Source organism: Catellatospora vulcania, assembly GCF_009720385.1.
Classification (GTDB): domain Bacteria; phylum Actinomycetota; class Actinomycetes; order Mycobacteriales; family Micromonosporaceae; genus Catellatospora; species Catellatospora vulcania.
This window is the reverse complement of sequence record NZ_WARX01000036.1, coordinates 1-16401: the sequence shown is the minus strand read 5'-3', so window position 1 is coordinate 16401 and position 16401 is coordinate 1. Positions and strand designations below refer to the sequence as shown.

The 16401-nt window shown below is 72.4% G+C and carries 17 protein-coding genes; 8 read left to right on the top strand and 9 right to left on the bottom strand.

Annotated elements, in window-relative coordinates:
- Positions 1-61 precede the first annotated feature (61 nt).
- Together F6W97_RS38335 and F6W97_RS38330 are read right to left on the bottom strand one after the other, a co-directional pair.
- Entirely contained in the window at positions 62-871 is an 810-nt protein-coding gene (locus F6W97_RS38335; RefSeq protein ID WP_155375505.1) for a class I SAM-dependent methyltransferase, read from the bottom strand.
- Between the two features lie 92 nt (positions 872-963).
- The gene (locus tag F6W97_RS38330; protein WP_155375504.1) at positions 964-1710 is read right to left on the bottom strand and encodes an SDR family NAD(P)-dependent oxidoreductase; all 747 of its coding nucleotides are present in this window, start codon (positions 1708-1710) and stop codon (positions 964-966) included.
- A gap of 43 nt (positions 1711-1753) precedes the next feature.
- On the opposite strand from F6W97_RS38330, the gene mshA reads away from it, so the two are divergent.
- The 5 genes from mshA to F6W97_RS38305 all read left to right on the top strand — a co-directional run bounded on the left by mshA (position 1754) and on the right by F6W97_RS38305 (position 6285).
- Positions 1754-3100 (top strand): D-inositol-3-phosphate glycosyltransferase, encoded by a 1347-nt coding sequence (mshA, locus tag F6W97_RS38325; protein WP_155375503.1) that lies wholly within the window; start codon positions 1754-1756, stop codon positions 3098-3100.
- A gap of 15 nt (positions 3101-3115) precedes the next feature.
- Positions 3116-3667, top strand: a complete 552-nt coding sequence (locus tag F6W97_RS38320) for a type III secretion system chaperone family protein (protein WP_155375502.1) — start codon at positions 3116-3118, stop codon at positions 3665-3667.
- A complete protein-coding gene (locus F6W97_RS38315) occupies positions 3664-4722 on the top strand; it encodes a cobalamin biosynthesis protein (RefSeq protein WP_155375501.1) in 1059 nt (352 codons plus the stop codon). Before F6W97_RS38320 ends, F6W97_RS38315 begins: the two co-directional genes overlap by 4 nt.
- Positions 4712-5785 carry an Rv2231c family pyridoxal phosphate-dependent protein CobC gene (gene cobC, locus F6W97_RS38310; RefSeq protein ID WP_155375500.1) on the top strand — a complete coding sequence of 358 codons (1074 nt, stop codon included), beginning with the start codon at positions 4712-4714 and terminating at the stop codon, positions 5783-5785. The genes F6W97_RS38315 and cobC overlap by 11 nt, the downstream gene beginning before the upstream one ends.
- Positions 5786-6072: 287 nt before the next feature.
- Positions 6073-6285: a hypothetical protein gene (locus F6W97_RS38305; RefSeq protein WP_155375499.1), complete on the top strand. Its 213-nt coding sequence runs from the start codon at positions 6073-6075 to the stop codon at positions 6283-6285.
- Positions 6286-6719: 434 nt separating this feature from the next.
- Here the strand turns inward: F6W97_RS38305 and F6W97_RS38300 are convergent, their stop codons facing one another.
- Genes F6W97_RS38300 through F6W97_RS38290 form a run of 3 tightly spaced genes read right to left on the bottom strand, consistent with a single transcriptional unit; the run spans position 6720 to position 8306 of the window.
- Positions 6720-7235, bottom strand: coding sequence for an O-acetyl-ADP-ribose deacetylase (locus tag F6W97_RS38300; RefSeq protein WP_155375498.1), 516 nt, complete (start codon positions 7233-7235; stop codon positions 6720-6722).
- Between the two features lie 15 nt (positions 7236-7250).
- Positions 7251-7457 carry a DUF397 domain-containing protein gene (locus F6W97_RS38295; RefSeq protein ID WP_155375497.1) on the bottom strand — a complete coding sequence of 69 codons (207 nt, stop codon included), beginning with the start codon at positions 7455-7457 and terminating at the stop codon, positions 7251-7253.
- 18 nt (positions 7458-7475) lie between these two features.
- Positions 7476-8306, bottom strand: coding sequence for a helix-turn-helix domain-containing protein (locus F6W97_RS38290; RefSeq protein WP_155375496.1), 831 nt, complete (start codon positions 8304-8306; stop codon positions 7476-7478).
- A 214-nt stretch (positions 8307-8520) separates the two neighbouring features.
- On the opposite strand from F6W97_RS38290, the gene F6W97_RS38285 reads away from it, so the two are divergent.
- The gene (locus F6W97_RS38285; RefSeq protein ID WP_155375495.1) at positions 8521-8748 is read left to right on the top strand and encodes a hypothetical protein; all 228 of its coding nucleotides are present in this window, start codon (positions 8521-8523) and stop codon (positions 8746-8748) included.
- Positions 8745-8936 carry a hypothetical protein gene (locus tag F6W97_RS38280; RefSeq protein WP_155375494.1) on the top strand — a complete coding sequence of 64 codons (192 nt, stop codon included), beginning with the start codon at positions 8745-8747 and terminating at the stop codon, positions 8934-8936. Before F6W97_RS38285 ends, F6W97_RS38280 begins: the two co-directional genes overlap by 4 nt.
- 58 nt (positions 8937-8994) lie before the next feature.
- On the opposite strand, the gene F6W97_RS38275 is transcribed toward F6W97_RS38280, so the two are convergent.
- The 4 genes from F6W97_RS38275 to F6W97_RS41145 form a co-directional block, all read right to left on the bottom strand.
- The gene (locus F6W97_RS38275; protein WP_155375493.1) at positions 8995-10605 is read right to left on the bottom strand and encodes a serine/threonine-protein kinase; all 1611 of its coding nucleotides are present in this window, start codon (positions 10603-10605) and stop codon (positions 8995-8997) included.
- A gap of 15 nt (positions 10606-10620) precedes the next feature.
- Positions 10621-12213: a serine/threonine-protein kinase gene (locus F6W97_RS38270; RefSeq protein WP_230687323.1), complete on the bottom strand. Its 1593-nt coding sequence runs from the start codon at positions 12211-12213 to the stop codon at positions 10621-10623.
- Positions 12210-13919: an FHA domain-containing protein gene (locus tag F6W97_RS38265; protein WP_196279521.1), complete on the bottom strand. Its 1710-nt coding sequence runs from the start codon at positions 13917-13919 to the stop codon at positions 12210-12212. Before F6W97_RS38265 ends, F6W97_RS38270 begins: the two co-directional genes overlap by 4 nt.
- Positions 13920-14147: 228 nt before the next feature.
- A complete protein-coding gene (locus F6W97_RS41145; RefSeq protein WP_230687336.1) occupies positions 14148-15305 on the bottom strand; it encodes a hypothetical protein in 1158 nt (385 codons plus the stop codon).
- A gap of 164 nt (positions 15306-15469) precedes the next feature.
- Between F6W97_RS41145 and F6W97_RS38255 the strand changes: the two genes are divergently transcribed.
- Positions 15470-16401 (top strand): hypothetical protein (locus tag F6W97_RS38255; RefSeq protein ID WP_407924643.1); only part of this gene is annotated, 932 nt, incomplete at its 3' end.

The window sequence follows — 16401 nt, the reverse complement described above, 5'->3', positions numbered from 1 at the left end:
CCCGCCCCTAAGGGATCATCCGCTTCGCGCTGCCCGTTCCGCAGTTTCGGGGAAAGTGGCCCTACCCGCGGTGGGATTCCTGCACTTTCCCCGAAACTGCGGGAGCGGGCCAGGCGAGGGTCACCTCGCCGAGGCGCCAGCGGGCGGGACGGTCGAGCACCGGCCAGCCGGCTGCTTTGAGGCGGGAGATCGCGTCCTGCCAGCGTTGACGGGGGCCGAAGACGGCCAGCGGCGCAGCGTGCCGCCAGGCCTCGTCGAGCGTGCGCAGCAGGTCGTACACCGGCTCGCCCGGCACGTTGCGGTGGATCAGCGCCTTGGGCAGCCGCTCGGCGAAGGTGGCCGGGGACTCCAGGGTGGAGAGTTTCGCCGCCAGGGTCAGTGTGGCCGGGGTGGACGCGCCGGCGGGCAGGGCCGCCCAGCTGCCGAGGCGGCCCAGCTCGTCGCAGGTGCCCTCGATGAGCCAGCCGCCCGGGGCCAGGTTGCCGGTCATCGTGGTCCAGGCGGCGGGGACGGCGCTCTCGTCGTACTGCCGCAGCACGTTGAAGGCCCGGACCACGACGGGCCGCAGGCCGGCCAGCTCGAAGCCGCCCCGCGCGAAGGTCAGGCCCGGCGGGTCCGCGGCGGCCTGCGCCGCCGCGACCCGCACCGGATCGATCTCCAGCCCGGTGACCCGCACGTCCGGGCGCACCCGCCCCAGCCGCGCCCGCAACTCGACCGCCGTGATCGGTGTGGCCCCGTAACCCAGGTCCACCACCAGCGGATCGGCGGCGCCGGCCAGCGCGCGAGCACACCACCAGGCGATCCACCGATCCACCCGGCGCAGCCGATTCGGATTGGTGGTCCCTCTGGTGATCTCCCCCTGCGGCTTCACCTGCCTCCCCTCCCCGTGTTGATCATGAAGTTATGGCGGCGACACGCCGTCGAACCGTGCCATAAGTTCATGATCAACCCGAGAGGCCGGGCCTAGGCCCCTACGCGGTGGACCTTGTGTTGGGCGGCCTGGGCGAGGGGGCGGACCACGAGGCGGTCGATGTTGATGTGGTGGGGGAGGGTGGCGCACCAGGTGACGCAGGCGGCGATGTCGTCGGCGGTGAGGGGCTTGTCGACGCCCGCGTAGACGGAGGCGGCGCGGGCGGCGTCGCCGGCGAAGCGGTTGAGGGCGAACTCGTCGGTCTTGACCATGCCGGGGTCGATCTCGACGACGCGGACGGGGTCGCCGCAGAGTTCGAGGCGGAGGGTCTCGACCAGGGCGGTCTGGGCGTGTTTGGCTGCGGCGTAGCCGCCGCCGCCCTCGTACACGATCAGGCCTGCGGTGGAGCTGATGGTGACCACGGTGCCCGCGCCGGAGGCGATCAGGGCGGGGAGCAGGGCCTTGGTCAGGCGGAGGGTGCCCAGCACGTTCACGTCGTACATCGCCTGCCAGTCGGCGACGCTGGAGTTGGCGACGGTGTCCGCGCCGACCGCGCCGCCCGCGTTGTTGACCAGCAGGTCCACCCGGTCCAGCGTGGCCGCGTAGGAGGCGACCGCGTAGTCGTCGGTGACGTCGCAGGTCACGGCGGTGCCGTTGATCTCCTTGGCGAGGGCCTCGACCCGGTCGGTGCGGCGGGCGAGGGCGTGCACGTGGTAGCCCGCGGCGGCCAGGTGCCGGGCGGTGGCGGCCCCGATGCCGCTGGACGCCCCGGAGACGACGGCGATGTTCTGGTACGACATGAGCAGATCCTAAGCGCCGTGACGTCCCATCATCCGGGCTGCGATGCGCATCACGCCCCGGATCGGGAAGACACCCGGCCCCTCGGCTGTTGATCGACACGTGAACTCTCGTTCCCTCCCCCAGGGGCTGCCCAGGCGGATCGCCACGCTCTCCGTGCACACCTCTCCGCTGCACCAACCGGGCACCGGGGATGCGGGCGGCATGAACGTGTACATCGTCGAGGTGTCCAAACGCCTGGCCAACGCGGGTGTCGAGGTCGAGATCTTCACCCGGACCACCGGCGGCGACCTGCCCCCGCGGGCGGAACTCGCCCCCGGCGTGACCGTGCGCCACATCAGCGCCGGCCCGTACGAGGGCCTGGCCAAGGAGGACCTGCCCGCGCAGCTGTGCGCGTTCACGCACGGCGTGTTCGGCATCGAGGCGGCCCGTCCGCCCGGCCACTACGACCTGCTGGCCTCCCACTACTGGCTCTCCGGCCAGGTCGGCTGGCTGGCCAAGGACCGCTGGGGCGTGCCGCTGGTGCACACCGCGCACACCCTCGCCAAGGTCAAGAACCGGCAGCTGGCCGAGGGCGACCGGGCCGAGCCGATGGGCCGCGTCGTCGGCGAGGAGCAGGTCGTCGAGCAGTCCGACCGGCTGGTCGCGAACACCCCGACCGAGGCCCGCGAGCTGATCGACCTCTACAACGCGCCGCTGGAGCGGGTCGCCGTGGTCGCCCCCGGCGTCGACCTGGACCGTTTCCGCCCCGGCGACCGCCTCGCCGCCCGCGCCCGCCTGGGTCTGCCGTCGGCTGCCAAGATCATCGCGTTCGTCGGACGTATCCAGCCCTTGAAGGCCCCCGACGTGCTCATCCGTGCGCTGGCCGAGCTGCGCGACCCCGACGCCATCGCGCTGATCGTCGGCGGCCCGAGCGGCTCCGGCCTGGACCGCCCGACCTCGCTGATCGAACTGGCCGAGTCGCTGGGCGTGCGCGACCGGATGCGCTTCCTGCCGCCGCAGGCCGGGGACCGGCTGGCCGACGTGTACCGGGCCGCCGACCTGGTCGCGGTGCCCTCGCACAACGAGTCGTTCGGGCTGGTCGCGCTGGAGGCGCAGGCCTGCGGCACGCCCGTGGTGGCCGCCGCCGTCGGCGGGCTGGTCACCGCGGTACGCGACGAGGTCAGCGGCGTGCTCGTCGACGGGCACGGCGCGGCCGACTGGGCGCGGGTGCTGGACCGGCTGCTCGCCGAGCCCGGCCGCCGCGACGAGCTGGCCGTGGGCGCGGTCGAGCACGCGTACGACTTCTCCTGGGACCACACGACCGCCCGGCTGCTCGACGTCTATCGTGAGGCGATGACCGAGCACCGGTCCCGCCGTCAGCTCGAACTCGCCGGCTGCGCCCGGTGGTGACCCGCTAGGAGCCTCATGACCACGGTCGCCGAGGCCTGCGAACTGATCGAGCAGGCCTGTGCCGAGCTGCCCCTGGACCGCACCGGCCCCCACGCGTACGTGGTGACGCTGCCCGGCACCCACAAGCTCAAGACGAACGTGAACCTCATCGTCGGCGAGCACGCGCTGCGCATCGAGGCGTTCGTGGTACGCCAGCCCGACGAGAACCGCGAAGCCGTCTGGGCGTGGCTGCTGCGCCGCAACGCGAAGCTGTACGGGGTCGCGTTCACCGTCGACGCCGTCGGCGACGTGTACCTGACCGGCCGCCTGCCGCTGGGTGCGATCACCCCGGAGGAACTCGACCGGCTGCTCGGCGCGGTGCTGACCGCCGCCGACGAGTCCTTCGACACCCTCCTCGAACTGGGCTTCAGCACCGCGATCAAGCGCGAGTGGCGCTGGCGCATCAGCCGCGGCGAGCCCACCGACAACCTGCGCGCCTTCCGCCACCTGATGGACGCGCCGCCGGAACCCGAGGCGGAGTCCGTCCTCGACACCGGCACCGACGTGCTCCCGGAACCCGGCCGGTGACCTCCCGGCGTCGCCCGGCCAGGACGGGGACGGCCCGGCGGGCCGACGCGCTGGGCCTGCTGGCGGGAGTGGCGCTCGACGCCGCGCTCGGCGACCCGCGCCGGCTGCACCCCGTCGCCGGGTTCGGGAACTTCGCGAAGGTCGTCGAGCGGTACACGTACGCCGACTCGCGCCGGGCCGGGGCCGTGTTCACCACGCTGGCCGTCGGGGTGCCGGTGGCGGCGGCGGTCCTGGCGCAGCGGGCCACGCGGGGGCGGCCGGTGCTGCGTACCCTGCTGGTGGCGGCCGGGACCTGGGCCGTGCTCGGCGGGCGCAGCCTGCGCCGCGAGGGCGGCCTGATGGCCGGAGCGCTGGAACGGGGCGACCTGCCCGCGGCCCGCGCCCGCCTGTCGCACCTGTGCGGCCGCGACCCGTCCACGCTGGACGAGAAGGAACTGGCCCGCGCCACCGTCGAGTCGATCGCCGAGAACTCCTCCGACGCCGAGGTCGCCCCGCTGGTCTGGGGCGCGCTGGCCGGGCTGCCCGGCCTGATCGGCTACCGCGCCGTCAACACCCTGGACGCCATGGTCGGCCACCGCTCGCCCCGCTACGCCCGCTTCGGCACGGCCTCGGCCCGCCTCGACGACGCCGCGAACCTGCTCCCGTCCCGCCTCACCGCCGCCCTGACCACCGCGTCCGCCCCGCTGGTGGCCGGCTCCCCGGCCCGCACCGCCCGCATCTGGCGCCGCGACGGCCGAGCCCACCCCAGCCCCAACTCCGGCCAGTGCGAATCCGCCTTCGCGGGCGCCCTCGAAGTACGCCTGGGCGGCACCAACGTCTACTTCGGCCGCTCCGAAACGCGCCCCACCCTCGGCGACGGCCCCGGCCCGCTCACCCGCGACATCCGCCGCGCCGCAACGCTCTCCGCGGCCGTCGGCCTGGCCGCCGCCTCCCTCGCCGCCCTCACCCGCCTAGGACGAAGGAAGGGCACCTTCTTATCGGATTCCGTAGAGGAAGGTGCCCTTCTTAACGCGCGACGACGGGTGGGCAGGGCGGGAGGAGACGGTGAGCGTTGACGATGCGCCGCCGCGGGCCGCGGAGCAGGGCTACGACCTCGGGCATCACGGCGACGTCGAGGTCGCACCCGGTCTGGTCGACCTCGCGGTGAACGTTCGGCAGGCCCCGCTGCCGGACTGGCTCGCCGAACCGATCCGGGAGTCGCTAACCCGCCTGGACGCCTACCCCGACGGCACCGCCGCACGGGCCGCGATCGCCGCCCGGCACGGCCGCGACCCGGACGAGGTACTGCTCACCGCCGGCGCCGCCCAGGCGTTCACGCTGCTCGCCCAAGGCCTGCGCGACGCACGACGCCCGGTCGTGGTGCACCCGCAGTTCACCGAGCCGGAAGCGGCGCTGCTCGCCGCCGGGCACCGGGTCGGCCGGGTGCTGCTGCCCGACCCGTTCATCCTCGACCCGGCCGCCGTGCCGGACGACGCCGACCTGGTGCTGCTCGGCAACCCGACAAACCCGACCTCCGTCGCACACCCCGCACAGACGGTCGCGAGCCTGGCCCGGCCCGGCCGCGTGCTGGTCGTCGACGAGGCGTTCGCCGACACCATCCCCGGCGAGCCGCACTCCCTCGCCGCCCGGCGGGACCTGCCCGGCCTGGTCGTCGTCCGCAGCCTCACCAAGACCTGGGCGCTGGCGGGCCTGCGCGTCGGCTACCTGCTCGCCGCCCCGGACCTGGTCCGCCGCCTGGCCGCGGTGCAGCCCCTGTGGCCGGTCTCGACGCCCGCGCTCGCCGCTGCCGCCGCCTGCGCCACCCCGTACGCCGTCGCCGCCGAGGAGCGCATCGCCCACGAGCTGACCGTACGCCGCGAACACCTGCTCGCCGCGCTGCGGCAACTGCCCGAGGTGGTCGTCGCGGGCACGCCGGCCAGCTCGTTCGTGCTCCTCAAGGTCGCCGACGGCCTGGGCGTACGCACCCGCCTGCGCGACGCGGGCTACGCCGTCCGCCGCGCCGACACCTTCCCCGGCCTGGGCCCGGACTGGCTGCGCGTCGCGATCCGCGACGCACCCACCACCGACGCGTTCACCGCCGCCCTCACCCGCGCGGTGCGCGGCGACGGGGAGCCGTAGCAGGGCATGATCGCTGTCTTCGGTCACAACCTGCGGTCCAGCCCGACGTTCGGCCCGCAATCAGCGATCATGTGCGCCGTCCATCCAAAGCGTCCCTTGACTCGCGGCGGTCGATCCGCGACCCTAGGACGCACATATCCATTCATAGAAATACGGGGAGCCACATGCGACGCGTCACGCGGATCGCCATGGCAGCAGGCCTGATGGCAGGAAGTGTCCTCACGGGGACTCCGGCTTCCGCCGCTCCATCCAACTGCAGCTCGGGATACGCCAATTCCTATACCGCGATGGCCTACTGTGCCACCGGCTACGGACGGTTCCGGGCTGTCGCCATCTGCGAGTACACGGCGTACGTCCATCCCGGGGGCTCGTGGACGGAGCGCCACGCAGGAAGCTGGCGTGACCGGCCGACCCAGCTGTCGGCGTACGCCACCTGCCAGAATTCGGACCTCCCCGCGGTCTGGTCCCTGATCGGCACCAGCTACGAAGTCGCCAACTGACGGATCAACCGCGACGGCCGCCTCAACCGAGCTGCGGTGGCCGTCGCGGGCCACGGCGGCCGGCGCGTTGTGCTCCTCAAGGTCACCGACACGTTCACCCCCGATCTGCTCGCCGAACTGGGGCTGACGAACGCCGCCGGGCTTCCCGTGCGAGGTCTTACCTGCTCGCTGCAGGAGCACGGTGCTGTGCCGTGTCGGCCTGGCGCGGTGCCTTCAGCATCGGCGGCGAGCTGATCGTCCGACGGGACCGGCTCTGCTGAGGATCGTCGGCGCCGACCAGACCCTCGCGGCATGTCACGCCGCGCACGCGTGAAGCCTTGATCGCGGTTTCCGGTCACTTTGTGGAGTCGGACTGAATCTGCTGAACGCAGACAGCGATCGCTGTCTGCGTTCAGAAAGTGGGGTCGGACCGCGTCTTCTGACGCAGATAGCGATCACGCCCCGGTCTGCCGTACGGATTGGGCGATTTGGTACGTGGGGTCGTCGAAGAGGACCAGGGTTGCCGCCTCGATCGGGGTTTCGGCGGTGTCCAGCACGTCCAGGGCTTGGCGTACGGCGTCGTCGACCGGCCAGCGGTAGACGCCCGAGGAGATGAGAGGGAAGGCGACGGTACGCGCGCCCAGCTCGCCCGCCACCCGAAGTGCGTTGCGGTAACAGTCGCGGAGCAGCTCAGACCGGTCCTCGTTGGCGCTGTAAACGGGTCCGACGGTGTGCACGACCCAGCGCGCGGGCAGCTTGCCGGCGGTGGTGGCGACGGCCTGGCCGGTCGCGAGTCCCCGGCCGTAGTGGGACGCGCGCAGCGCTCGGCACTCGGCGAGGATCTCCGGCCCGCCCTTGCGGTGGATCGCCCCGTCCACCCCGCCGCCGCCCAGCAGCGACGAGTTGGCCGCGTTGACGATCACGTCCATGTCCTGGCTCGTAATATCGCCCTGCACAAGGGATACCTGCATCGTCCGCTCCAATGGTCAGCGGTCGAATTCGCCGTCTTTGATCCCGGATAGGAAAGCGGTCCAGTCGTCGGAGGTGAAGGTGAGGACTGCACCGCTCGGGTCCTTGCTGTCACGGACACTGACGGCGATCTCCGCCATGGCCACCTCGACGCACTGCCCGCCGTTGTTGTCACTGCGGGAACTCTTGCGCCATGTCGCGTGGTCGAAAGCCGAACTCGTCATTGCTCATCTCCAACGGTGCTACTTGCGGAGTGCGTCGGCGATCTGCTCGATCAGCCGCACAGACTCCCGCGGACCGAGAGCAGCGGCGCTCAGCCGGCTCCACAGCCTAGAGTAGACGCGCGCAGTCTCCTGATCGTCAAGGTAATACGCATTCGTGTAATCCTCCAGGTAAACCACATCGGAACCGGCATCGTGCTCGAAGCGGAGCAGGGTGAAGCCGAAACTCGATGTCGTGTACGTCGATGCGTTGAACGGCAGTACCTGAAGCGTGATCAACTGGTCTGCTGCAGCTCGGGCGAGGTGATGCAACTGGGCATGCATCACATCAATGCCGCCGACCTGCCTGTGTAGCGCTGACTCGCTGATGATTACGGCGAAGTCGGGCGCATCATCTCGCGTCAGTAGCTCCTGGCGCTCCTTCCGGAGAGCTACATGATCGTCGGTTTTGCCCGGATCGGCGGGACTCATGGCTCGGATGTAGTCCTCGGTTTGCATAATGCCTGGCACGATCTCCGACTGATACCAGCGGACTTCTGACGCGGCAGCTTCCAGGTCTACATATTGGCGAAACCAGTCGGGAACGTTCCGGCCACTCCAGCGGCCGCGCTGACGGCCCGCACGCGCCAGCTCGCGAAGGGCATCGGCGGGCTCATCACCGAGCCCGTAAAAGTCCAGCAGCGTGTTGAGGTCGTGAAGTTTGATGCCGGACTGACCGAGTTCCATCCGGCTGATCTTCGTAGCGGCCGCATCGATGGTCCGGCCAGCCTCCTCTTGCGTGCGGCCAGCGGCTTCGCGGGCACGGCGAAGTGCGTGGCCCAGGCGCCGACGCTGGATCGTCGGGTTGTCCATGTGGTTGTTCTCCTTGGGGCCACGCGAGACGGATCGCCAAACTTAGGTTCCTAATATAGGAATCGATCAGTAGTGTAGTCCACAACAGACACAGGCTCATCGCGACATTGCCGTCCGAGGATCGGCGACGAAGAGTGCTGTTCAAAGCCGGAGGCGGGGCTGACTGGTTGGCCCCGGCGCCCCGCCTCCTCCACAACTCCATCGGAGGTGGTACATGGCAGTCTACGTGGCTGTCGTCGTGCTCGGCGCGGTCGTCGTGCTGGCGATGCTGGCGGGCTGGGCGCTGCGCGGATACGCGGCGAACTGGTGCATGTCGTGCGGCGGCAAGGTCGGTGCGGTATGCGGTGCATGCACCCACCGCATGCAGCGTGAGCAGGTGATACGCACCCATTCGCCGCGGCTCGTTCGGCACCGGGCCGACGCCGAGGCGGTGTCCGTGTGACCAGCCCTCCGCCCGGCCACGCGCCGATCCCGGAAGAACTGGCGAGGCGGTACTGGGAGGCCGTCGCCGTCCACGGGGACGATCCGGCGACCGACATGTGCGTGCACTGTCGGCGCAGCCGCTGCCCCGACTGGGCGTACGCCGTGGAGCAGCTCATCCTCGCCGACCTGCTTGACCCGGACGCCTAGCGCCTCGGGGACGACCGAGCCCACCCGCTGAACGGCGGGTGGGCTCAGTGTCCGGGCGTCACTTGCAGGAGTACGTGAACTTCGACGAGCCCTGGGTCACGCTGGGCTTCAGGATGCGCAGCGTGGCTTCGGCCTCCCGGGTGCCCTTGCCCTGGAACCGCCAGAACAGGTGCACCTGGACGCTGCGCTCGCCCTTCTTGACGGCCTGCTCCAGCGCGCCGGAGGTCTCGCCGTCGTTGCGCAGCCACTCGTACGTGATGATCCCGGCCTGGCCGTCGGTCTCGATGAGGCCGACGATGTCCACGTTGACGTTGCATTCAGCGGTGACCGGCGGGACGACGGGCGTGACGGTGACCTTGGTGACCTGGACCGCGTTGTTCTGCGCCTGCCACCAGTTCCAGCCGACGTACCCGGCGATGACCAGCAGTGCGACCGTGGTCAGGGCGCTGAAGAACGCGGCGATGCGCTTGCCGACCGACTTCTTGCGGCGGGGCGGCGGGGCGGTGTGCGCGGACGCCATCTGCCAGGCGGGCGGGGCGGGCGGCACACCCTGGCCGAAGCGGAGGTTCACGTCCTGCTGCGGCTGGTGCGCGGGCGGCGGGGCGGCCCGGCCCACCTGGTACGCCCCGGATTGGCGCTGCTCCTCGGCGGCGCGGTTGCCGAGGCGGGTCGCCCCGTCCGGCGGCACGACCGGCATCACCGCGGTCGGCGGCGCGGTGCGCGGCGTCTGCGGCGGCACCGGCGGCGGCGCGGAGTGCGAGCCGCCGGCCAGCTGGATGGTCTCCTCCGCGGCCGGCACGCCACGCGGCGGCGAGGCCGCAGGCGGCCCGGACACCGGCGGTGCCGAGACCGGCGGTGCGGCGTAGGTCGGTGCGGCGTAGGTCGGTACAGAGGACGGCGGTGCGGACACCGGGGGCGCGGACACCGGCGGTGCGGAGACGGGCGCGCTGGACAGCGGGTGCATCTGCGCGGCGAGTGCCTTCAGGGCGGCACGGTCGCCGAAGCCGGGGATCTGCTGCGCGGCGGCGCTGAGCGTGCTCAACGCGGCGGTCAGGCCCGCGCTGCCGCCGACCGCCTCGGCCTGCTGCCCGGCCTGGCGCAGCAGCTGCTGGGTGGCGGCGTCGTGGCAGGCGTCGGCGAGCTGGGCCAGCAGCCGGGACCAGCCGGCCGCGTCATGGCCGGGGCCGGGGGTCGTGCCTAGCACGGCGTGCCCGTAACCGGCCTCGGAGAGCAGGGCCGCGCCCCCGGCGCTGACCACCACGCCGTGCGCGTTCAGCTCCCCGTGCGCCAGTTGTGCCTGGTGCAGCCGGAGCAGGGTCTGCGCGGTGTCGGTGGCGATCAGCGCGGCGACGGACGGCGGCAGGGTCACCCCGGCCGCGAGGGCCTGTGCCACCGTCGGCGACGGTGCGGCGTTGGTGATCAGCCAACTGTGCCGGCCCTCCGTCACCTGGTCGATGACGTTGAGCAGGCCGGGCACGCGCAGTGCGGCCTGTCCGCCGATCGCGTCGGCGAGCCGCCGCGCCGCGGCCGGGTCGGTCAGGCCCCGGTCCTCCAGGCGCAGCGCGCCGCGCTGTTTGCCCTCCGCAGTGGACACCGTGTGCCACGTGCCGAGCCGTCCGGCCCGCCCTGCGTCCAGCAGGGTGTACTTGCCACCGATGGTGTCGGTCACCGCAGCGCGTCCTTCTCAGCCGATGATGCAGTCAGCGTTCTCAATGATGGGTGCAGAGTAGACCTTCGTGGGAATGGCCGGGCCGCCCCGTGTGGTCTCGATCGTCACCCGGATCTGGGTGTTGCAGTAGAGCAGGCCGGTCATGTCGACGGTGGTGGAGACCGTCTTGCTGGTCCCGTCCGTGATGCCGGTGACCAGGAAGGTCTTCTGCGGGATGGTGCCGATCGGCTGCATGTTGTAGTCGATCGCCGTGAACCGCAGCGTGTAGCGGTACCGGCCGGCGTTTTCGGTGTTGACGATGACCGTGGTGCGGGAGTCCTTGCTTGCGTTCTCCGACGCGGTGCCGTTGCAGATCCCCTTGACCACCCAGCACGTGCTCGGGCGTAGGAAGGCGACGACCGGGGCGACGGGTGTCGCCGGCGAGGTCGACGGGGACGGCTTCGGGCTCGGGCTCGGCTCCGGCTCCTCCGACGGGGAGGGCGACGGCGACGGGCTCTCCGACGGCGACGGGCTCGGCGACGGGGAGGGCGACGGCGACTCGCTCGGCAGCGGCGACTCGCCCGCGCTCGCGCTGGGCAGCGGCGTCGGGGTGTCGCTGGTCGGCCACAGGGCCGCGGCACCGGCGCCGCCCAGGAGCAGCACCACCGCGGTGACACTGGCGGCCAGGGTGAACGCCTTGCGGGACATGCCGAGGATGGTGGTGCCGATGGCCGTCGCGTTGGCCTGCACCGCGGCCAGCGGGAAAAGCAGCGCCAGGAGCAGCGCGCGGCGGGCCAGCTTGCTGCGGCCCTCCTCCTCCCACTCCGGCCCGTAACCGGCTCCGGCGACGGCCTCCAGCTCGCGCAGGAACGTCGCGGCGTCCTTGGGGCGCTGCTTGGCGTCCTTGGCCAGGCCGCGGCGCACCAGGCCGCGTACGGCCTCGGGGACCATCTCCACCGGGACATTCGCCTGCTCGTGCTGGCGGCGCAGGCCCTGGAGGTCGCCGGGGGCGCGGAACGGCGGCTGCCCGGCCAGGCACTCGAAGAAGGTGGCGGTCGCCGCGTAGATGTCGGTCGACGGGCTGGCGGGGGCGCCGGCCCACTGCTCGGGGGCCATGTACGAGGGCGTACCCGCGAGCGGGCCCTGCCGGCCGCTGCGCGCCGAGATGCCGAAGTCGGCCAGCTTGCTCTGGCCCTCGCCGTTGACGAGCACGTTCTCGGGCTTGTAGTCGCGGTGCACGACGCCACGATCGTGCGCGGCGGCCAGGCCGAGCAGCGAGCCCTTCAGCACCACCAGGGCGGCTTCGGGCTCGGTGGGACCCTGCTCGCGCAGGATCGCGCGCAGCGCGACGCCGTCGACCAGCTCCATCACGATCGCCGCGCCGCCGGGCGCCTCGATGTACTCGTACAGCCGCGCGACCTGCGGTGACTCGACCTCGGACATGACCCGGGCCTCGGCCCGGAAGGCGCGGATGAAGCTCTCGTCGTCGCGCAGGTGCTCGGCCAGGTACTTGATGGCGACCTTGACCTGCGTCGCCTCGTGCTCGGCGAGCACCACCAGCCCGGACGCGCCGCGCCCCAGCTCGCGGATCTCAACGTATCCGGGAACGGTCCACATGATCTGGCTCATGCCGCCACCTCCGCCGTTGCGGCCTTACGGGACTTGATGAAGCCGGTCAGCTTCCGGAACAGCCGGTACCAGATCGGGAACATGATCAGGCCGATGCCCAGCACGATGACCAGGACGTCGATACCGGGCGGCAGGTACTCCTCGACGAGCCCGCCGAGCCGGTCGCGCCAGGCGAGGAAGCCCAGCAGCACGAACAGGCCGGTGCCGACGACGGCGGTGAAGCCGTACGCCGCCATGCCTATCTGCTTGATGCCGGGCTTGCGGCCCGCCTTGATGTCGGACCAGATGCCCTTGGTGAAGTACGCCGACGCCTCCTCGCGCAGGCGCGGCAGCCGCAGCCCGTCCGCGAGCGCCTGGTAACCGTCCAGCGGCATCAGCGGGTTCAGGTTGTACAGCGTGTTCAGGTAGAGGCCGAAGGCCAGCTGGTAGGCGATGCCGGACACCTGCGGCGCGGGCACCCAGGCGGCGACCGCGGCGAGCATCCCGGCGATGGCCGCGGTGGACAGCGGCCCGGACAGCGTCACCACGATGCGCGACCAGCGGCTGCCGAACCACATGTCCGAGGTGTCCACGAACGCGAACGGCATGCCCATCATCAGCATGAACCCGCCGCGCGTGACGGTGCGGCCATAGGACTTCACGGCCAGCGCGTGCGCCGACTCGTGCACGATCAGCGCGAACAGGTAGCCCGCGGCGATGGCGATCGCGCCCCAGATGCCGGCGCCGTTGATGTCGAACAGGTTCTGGCTTCCGCTGGCCACGGTCATCGCGTAGATGCCGCCGACGATGCAGAACCAGAGCCCGAACACGCCGGTACGGGTGAAGAAGCGCCAGCCGAACGCCCGGTACATCTTCGTGAAGACCCCGTCCAGGCCCTTGACCGACAGCTCCATGCGCAGCAGCGTCTTCAGCACGGCCTGGCCGAACCGCTTGAGCAGCGGCGGCTTGTCGGCCTCGCGCTGGCCGTGCACTCCGCGCACCAGCTCCAGCGCCGCGAAGGTGCGCAGCGTGCGCTCGATGCGCGGCAGCGCCAGCTCGCCGAAGCGCTGGGCGTACGCGAAGAGCAGGTCGCGGACCGTGTTCTCGCCGTCGAGCTGGTGCCACAGGTACACGTCGCGCTCGTCGAGTTGCAGATACTGCCCGGTGCGGGTGTTGCGCAGCACCCACTGCTGGTCGCCGCGCATGTCGGGCACCTGCTTGAGGGCCCAGCCGCTGCGCCGTCGGGGCCGGGCCGTGAGCGGGCCGGTGGCCGTCGGCGCGGTCTCGGGCTGTCCGGCGGGCAGCAGGATGCTGTGCTCGACGCCGCGCACCATCGTCTTGGAGCCGATCGCCGCCGAGCGCGGTTGGGCGAATCGCAGCGGTATGTCACCGATGTGCAATTCGGACTCATCGGGCAGCGGGGCCCAGTCGCCGTGGAACGTGCGCCGGCCGATCGTGGTGCCGTTGAACGAGTTGAGGTCCTCCAGGTGGAAGCCTTCGGCGTTGCGGACGACCCGGGCGTGATGGCGCGAGACGCTGGCGTCGTCGAGCATGATGTCGTTGTCGGGGGCCCGGCCGATGGTGGTGGCGGGCTTGACCAGCGGGAACACCCGCTCTCCCGCGGCATCGGCCCACCGCAGCTCCGGCGCCGCGTACGAGTCCACGACGGCGCCCTTGCGCAGCGTGCCGCAGTGCAGGCAGTACGGGTAGTCCCGCCGCAGGTGCACATGGCAGGCGTGGCACAACATCGTTCGGCCTTTCAAGGGGTATGGAGCCGTGCGGCGAGCCGAATCATAGGCGGCCGAACGGCTGCACGCTCTCGGCTGACTGCTTTACGACGGTGATCCGTTCAGGCGGTTCGTCGATGAGTGGGAAGCCCGCGGGAGCGGCTGCCGGGCGGCAGAGGTGCGACGGGGGCGCACACCCCTGCTGCCCGGCATGTCTGGTGCGGACGGTCAGGCCGTCGCGGTGCCTTCGGTCCCGTCCTGGTCGGACTTGAAGACCTTGCCCGCCACCGCGCCGGCGACACCGCCCGCGACCGCACCCGCGGCCAGGCCGGCTCCGCCGATGAGCAGCTCCTCGGTGCCGATGCCGTCCGAGCTCTCGCTCGCGGCGGCCTGGTCGCCGGCCAGGGGGGCACCCGCCTGCGGGGCACCGGCCTGGGCCGGGTCGCCGGCCGGCGGGGTCGCCGCGGGGTCGCCCGACTGCACGACGACCACGACCGGGCCGGACTCCTCGACGGGTGCGGCCACCGGGTCCGCGGCCGGCGCGGGGGCCGGAGCGGGCGGTGCAGGAGCGGGGTCGGGAGCCGGCTCAGGCGCGGGCGCGGGCTCGGGGGCGGGCTCGGGCTCGGGTGCCGGCGGGGGCGGCGCGGGCTCCGCCGGCTCGGCGGGCTCGGCGGGCTCGAGCTCCGGGAAGTCGGGGGACAGGTCGAGGTCCGGCGGGAGGTGGATCGGCGGGATCCATGGGCCGGGCGGGTCCGGGATGGGCTCGAGCTCCGGGAAGTCGGGGGACAGGTCGAGGTCCGGCGGGAGGTGGATCGGCGGGATCCACGGGCCGGGCGGGTCCGGGATGGGCTCCAGCTCCGGGAAGTCCGGGGACAGGTCGAGGTCCGGCGGCAGGTGAAGCGGCGGGATGATCGGGTCGGGCTCGGGGTCCGGGTCAAGCGGGGTGAGTTCCAGGTCCGGCGGCAGGTGGATGGCGTCCGGCAGCGGGAGCGGCGGCGGAGGCGGGGGCTCCTCCTCGGCGTCCGGCACGAGGTCCTCGGGGCTGAGCGGGATCAGGTCGACCGGCGCGAGGGGCGGCGGCGGGGGCGGGGGCGTCGGGTCGTCCGGCGCGTCCGGCAGCTCCGGCAGCTCCGGGATGGTCGGGGTCAGATCGGCGGGCTGGATCAGGCTGCCGAGGCCGCCGGTGCCGATGCCGGACTTGGACAGGCGTACGCCGAGGGCGGTGGGCCCGGCGCCGGCCGAGGCGTCGGCGAGGCCGCGCAGCTGGTCCGTCTCGTCGGCGGTGAGGCCGTACTGGGTGGCGACGGCGTCCGGATTGGCCCGTGCGTGCCGGGCGAACTCCGGGTCCACCGCCATCCTGGCGATGAGATCGCGGAACTGGGACATCGGAGGCTCCCTTTCGATGGGAGGACGTTCGGGCGGGGGCGTTGGTGCGGGGGCGTTGCGAGGTGAGTTCACGCTAGGTCCGCTAGGGGACTGCGCACATCGCGGCGAGTACGTAACTTCTGCACCGGGGGTGTCTGCGTACCGACCCGGAGAGGGGAGGCGTCGTGGATCGACGAGAGGCCGCTGAGCTGCTGCGGGAGCGCACCGGCCGATCCGTCGCGCCCCGTCTCGTGGAACAGCTGCTGCGGCGTACCGACGGGGACCCGACAGTGCTGGCCGCGATCGCGGACCAGATCGACGCCGACGGGGACGGGCTGTACCGGCTGCCGCTGCGCTGGCCCGAGGAACTGGCCGAGCCGGTGCGCGCCGCGCTGGGCTCGCTGGCCCCGCATGCGCGCGAGACGGTGACCGCGGCCGCCGTGATCGGGCGCGAGTTCGACCTGGCCATCCTGGAGGGCGCCTGCCCCGGCCTGGACGTGCTGAGCGGGCTCGACGACGCGGCCGAGGCCGGGCTGGTCCGCGAGCAGGGCCCGCAGGTGTACGGCTTCGTGCGCGCGCTGGACCGTGAGGTCTGCTACGACACGCTCGGCGCACGTTCCCGGGCTGCACTGCACGAGCGCGTCGCGGCGGTGCTGACCCGGCTGGGCGCGCTCGGCGGGACGCGCTCGGCGACCCTGCCGGAGCTGGCGCACCACACCGCCGAGGCGGCGGCGCTGGGCGGGGCTGCCCGGCTGGACGCTGCGGTCGCCGCGTCGGCCACCGCGGCGGCGGCCGCCGACGAGGACGGCGCGTACGACCTGGCCGCGGGCTATTACGCGCAGGCCGCGCTGTTCGCCGGGCGGGCCGGGTGGACGCCGTCCCAGGCGGGCCGCCTGCTCGCCGCTTCCGGCACGGCCCGGCTGCGCGGCGCGGGCAGCCCGGCTGCCCGGGAGGCGGGCCGGGCGTCGCTGACCGGCGCACTGCGCCTGGGCCTGCGCGCCGGCGACATCGGCCTGATCGCTGTGGCGGCGCTGGGGCTGGGGCCGCGCCCGAGCGCAGGCGCGCTGGCCGGGGCGGCGGCGGGCGCGGCCTTGCCCGTGCCGGCGGACCCGGTGCG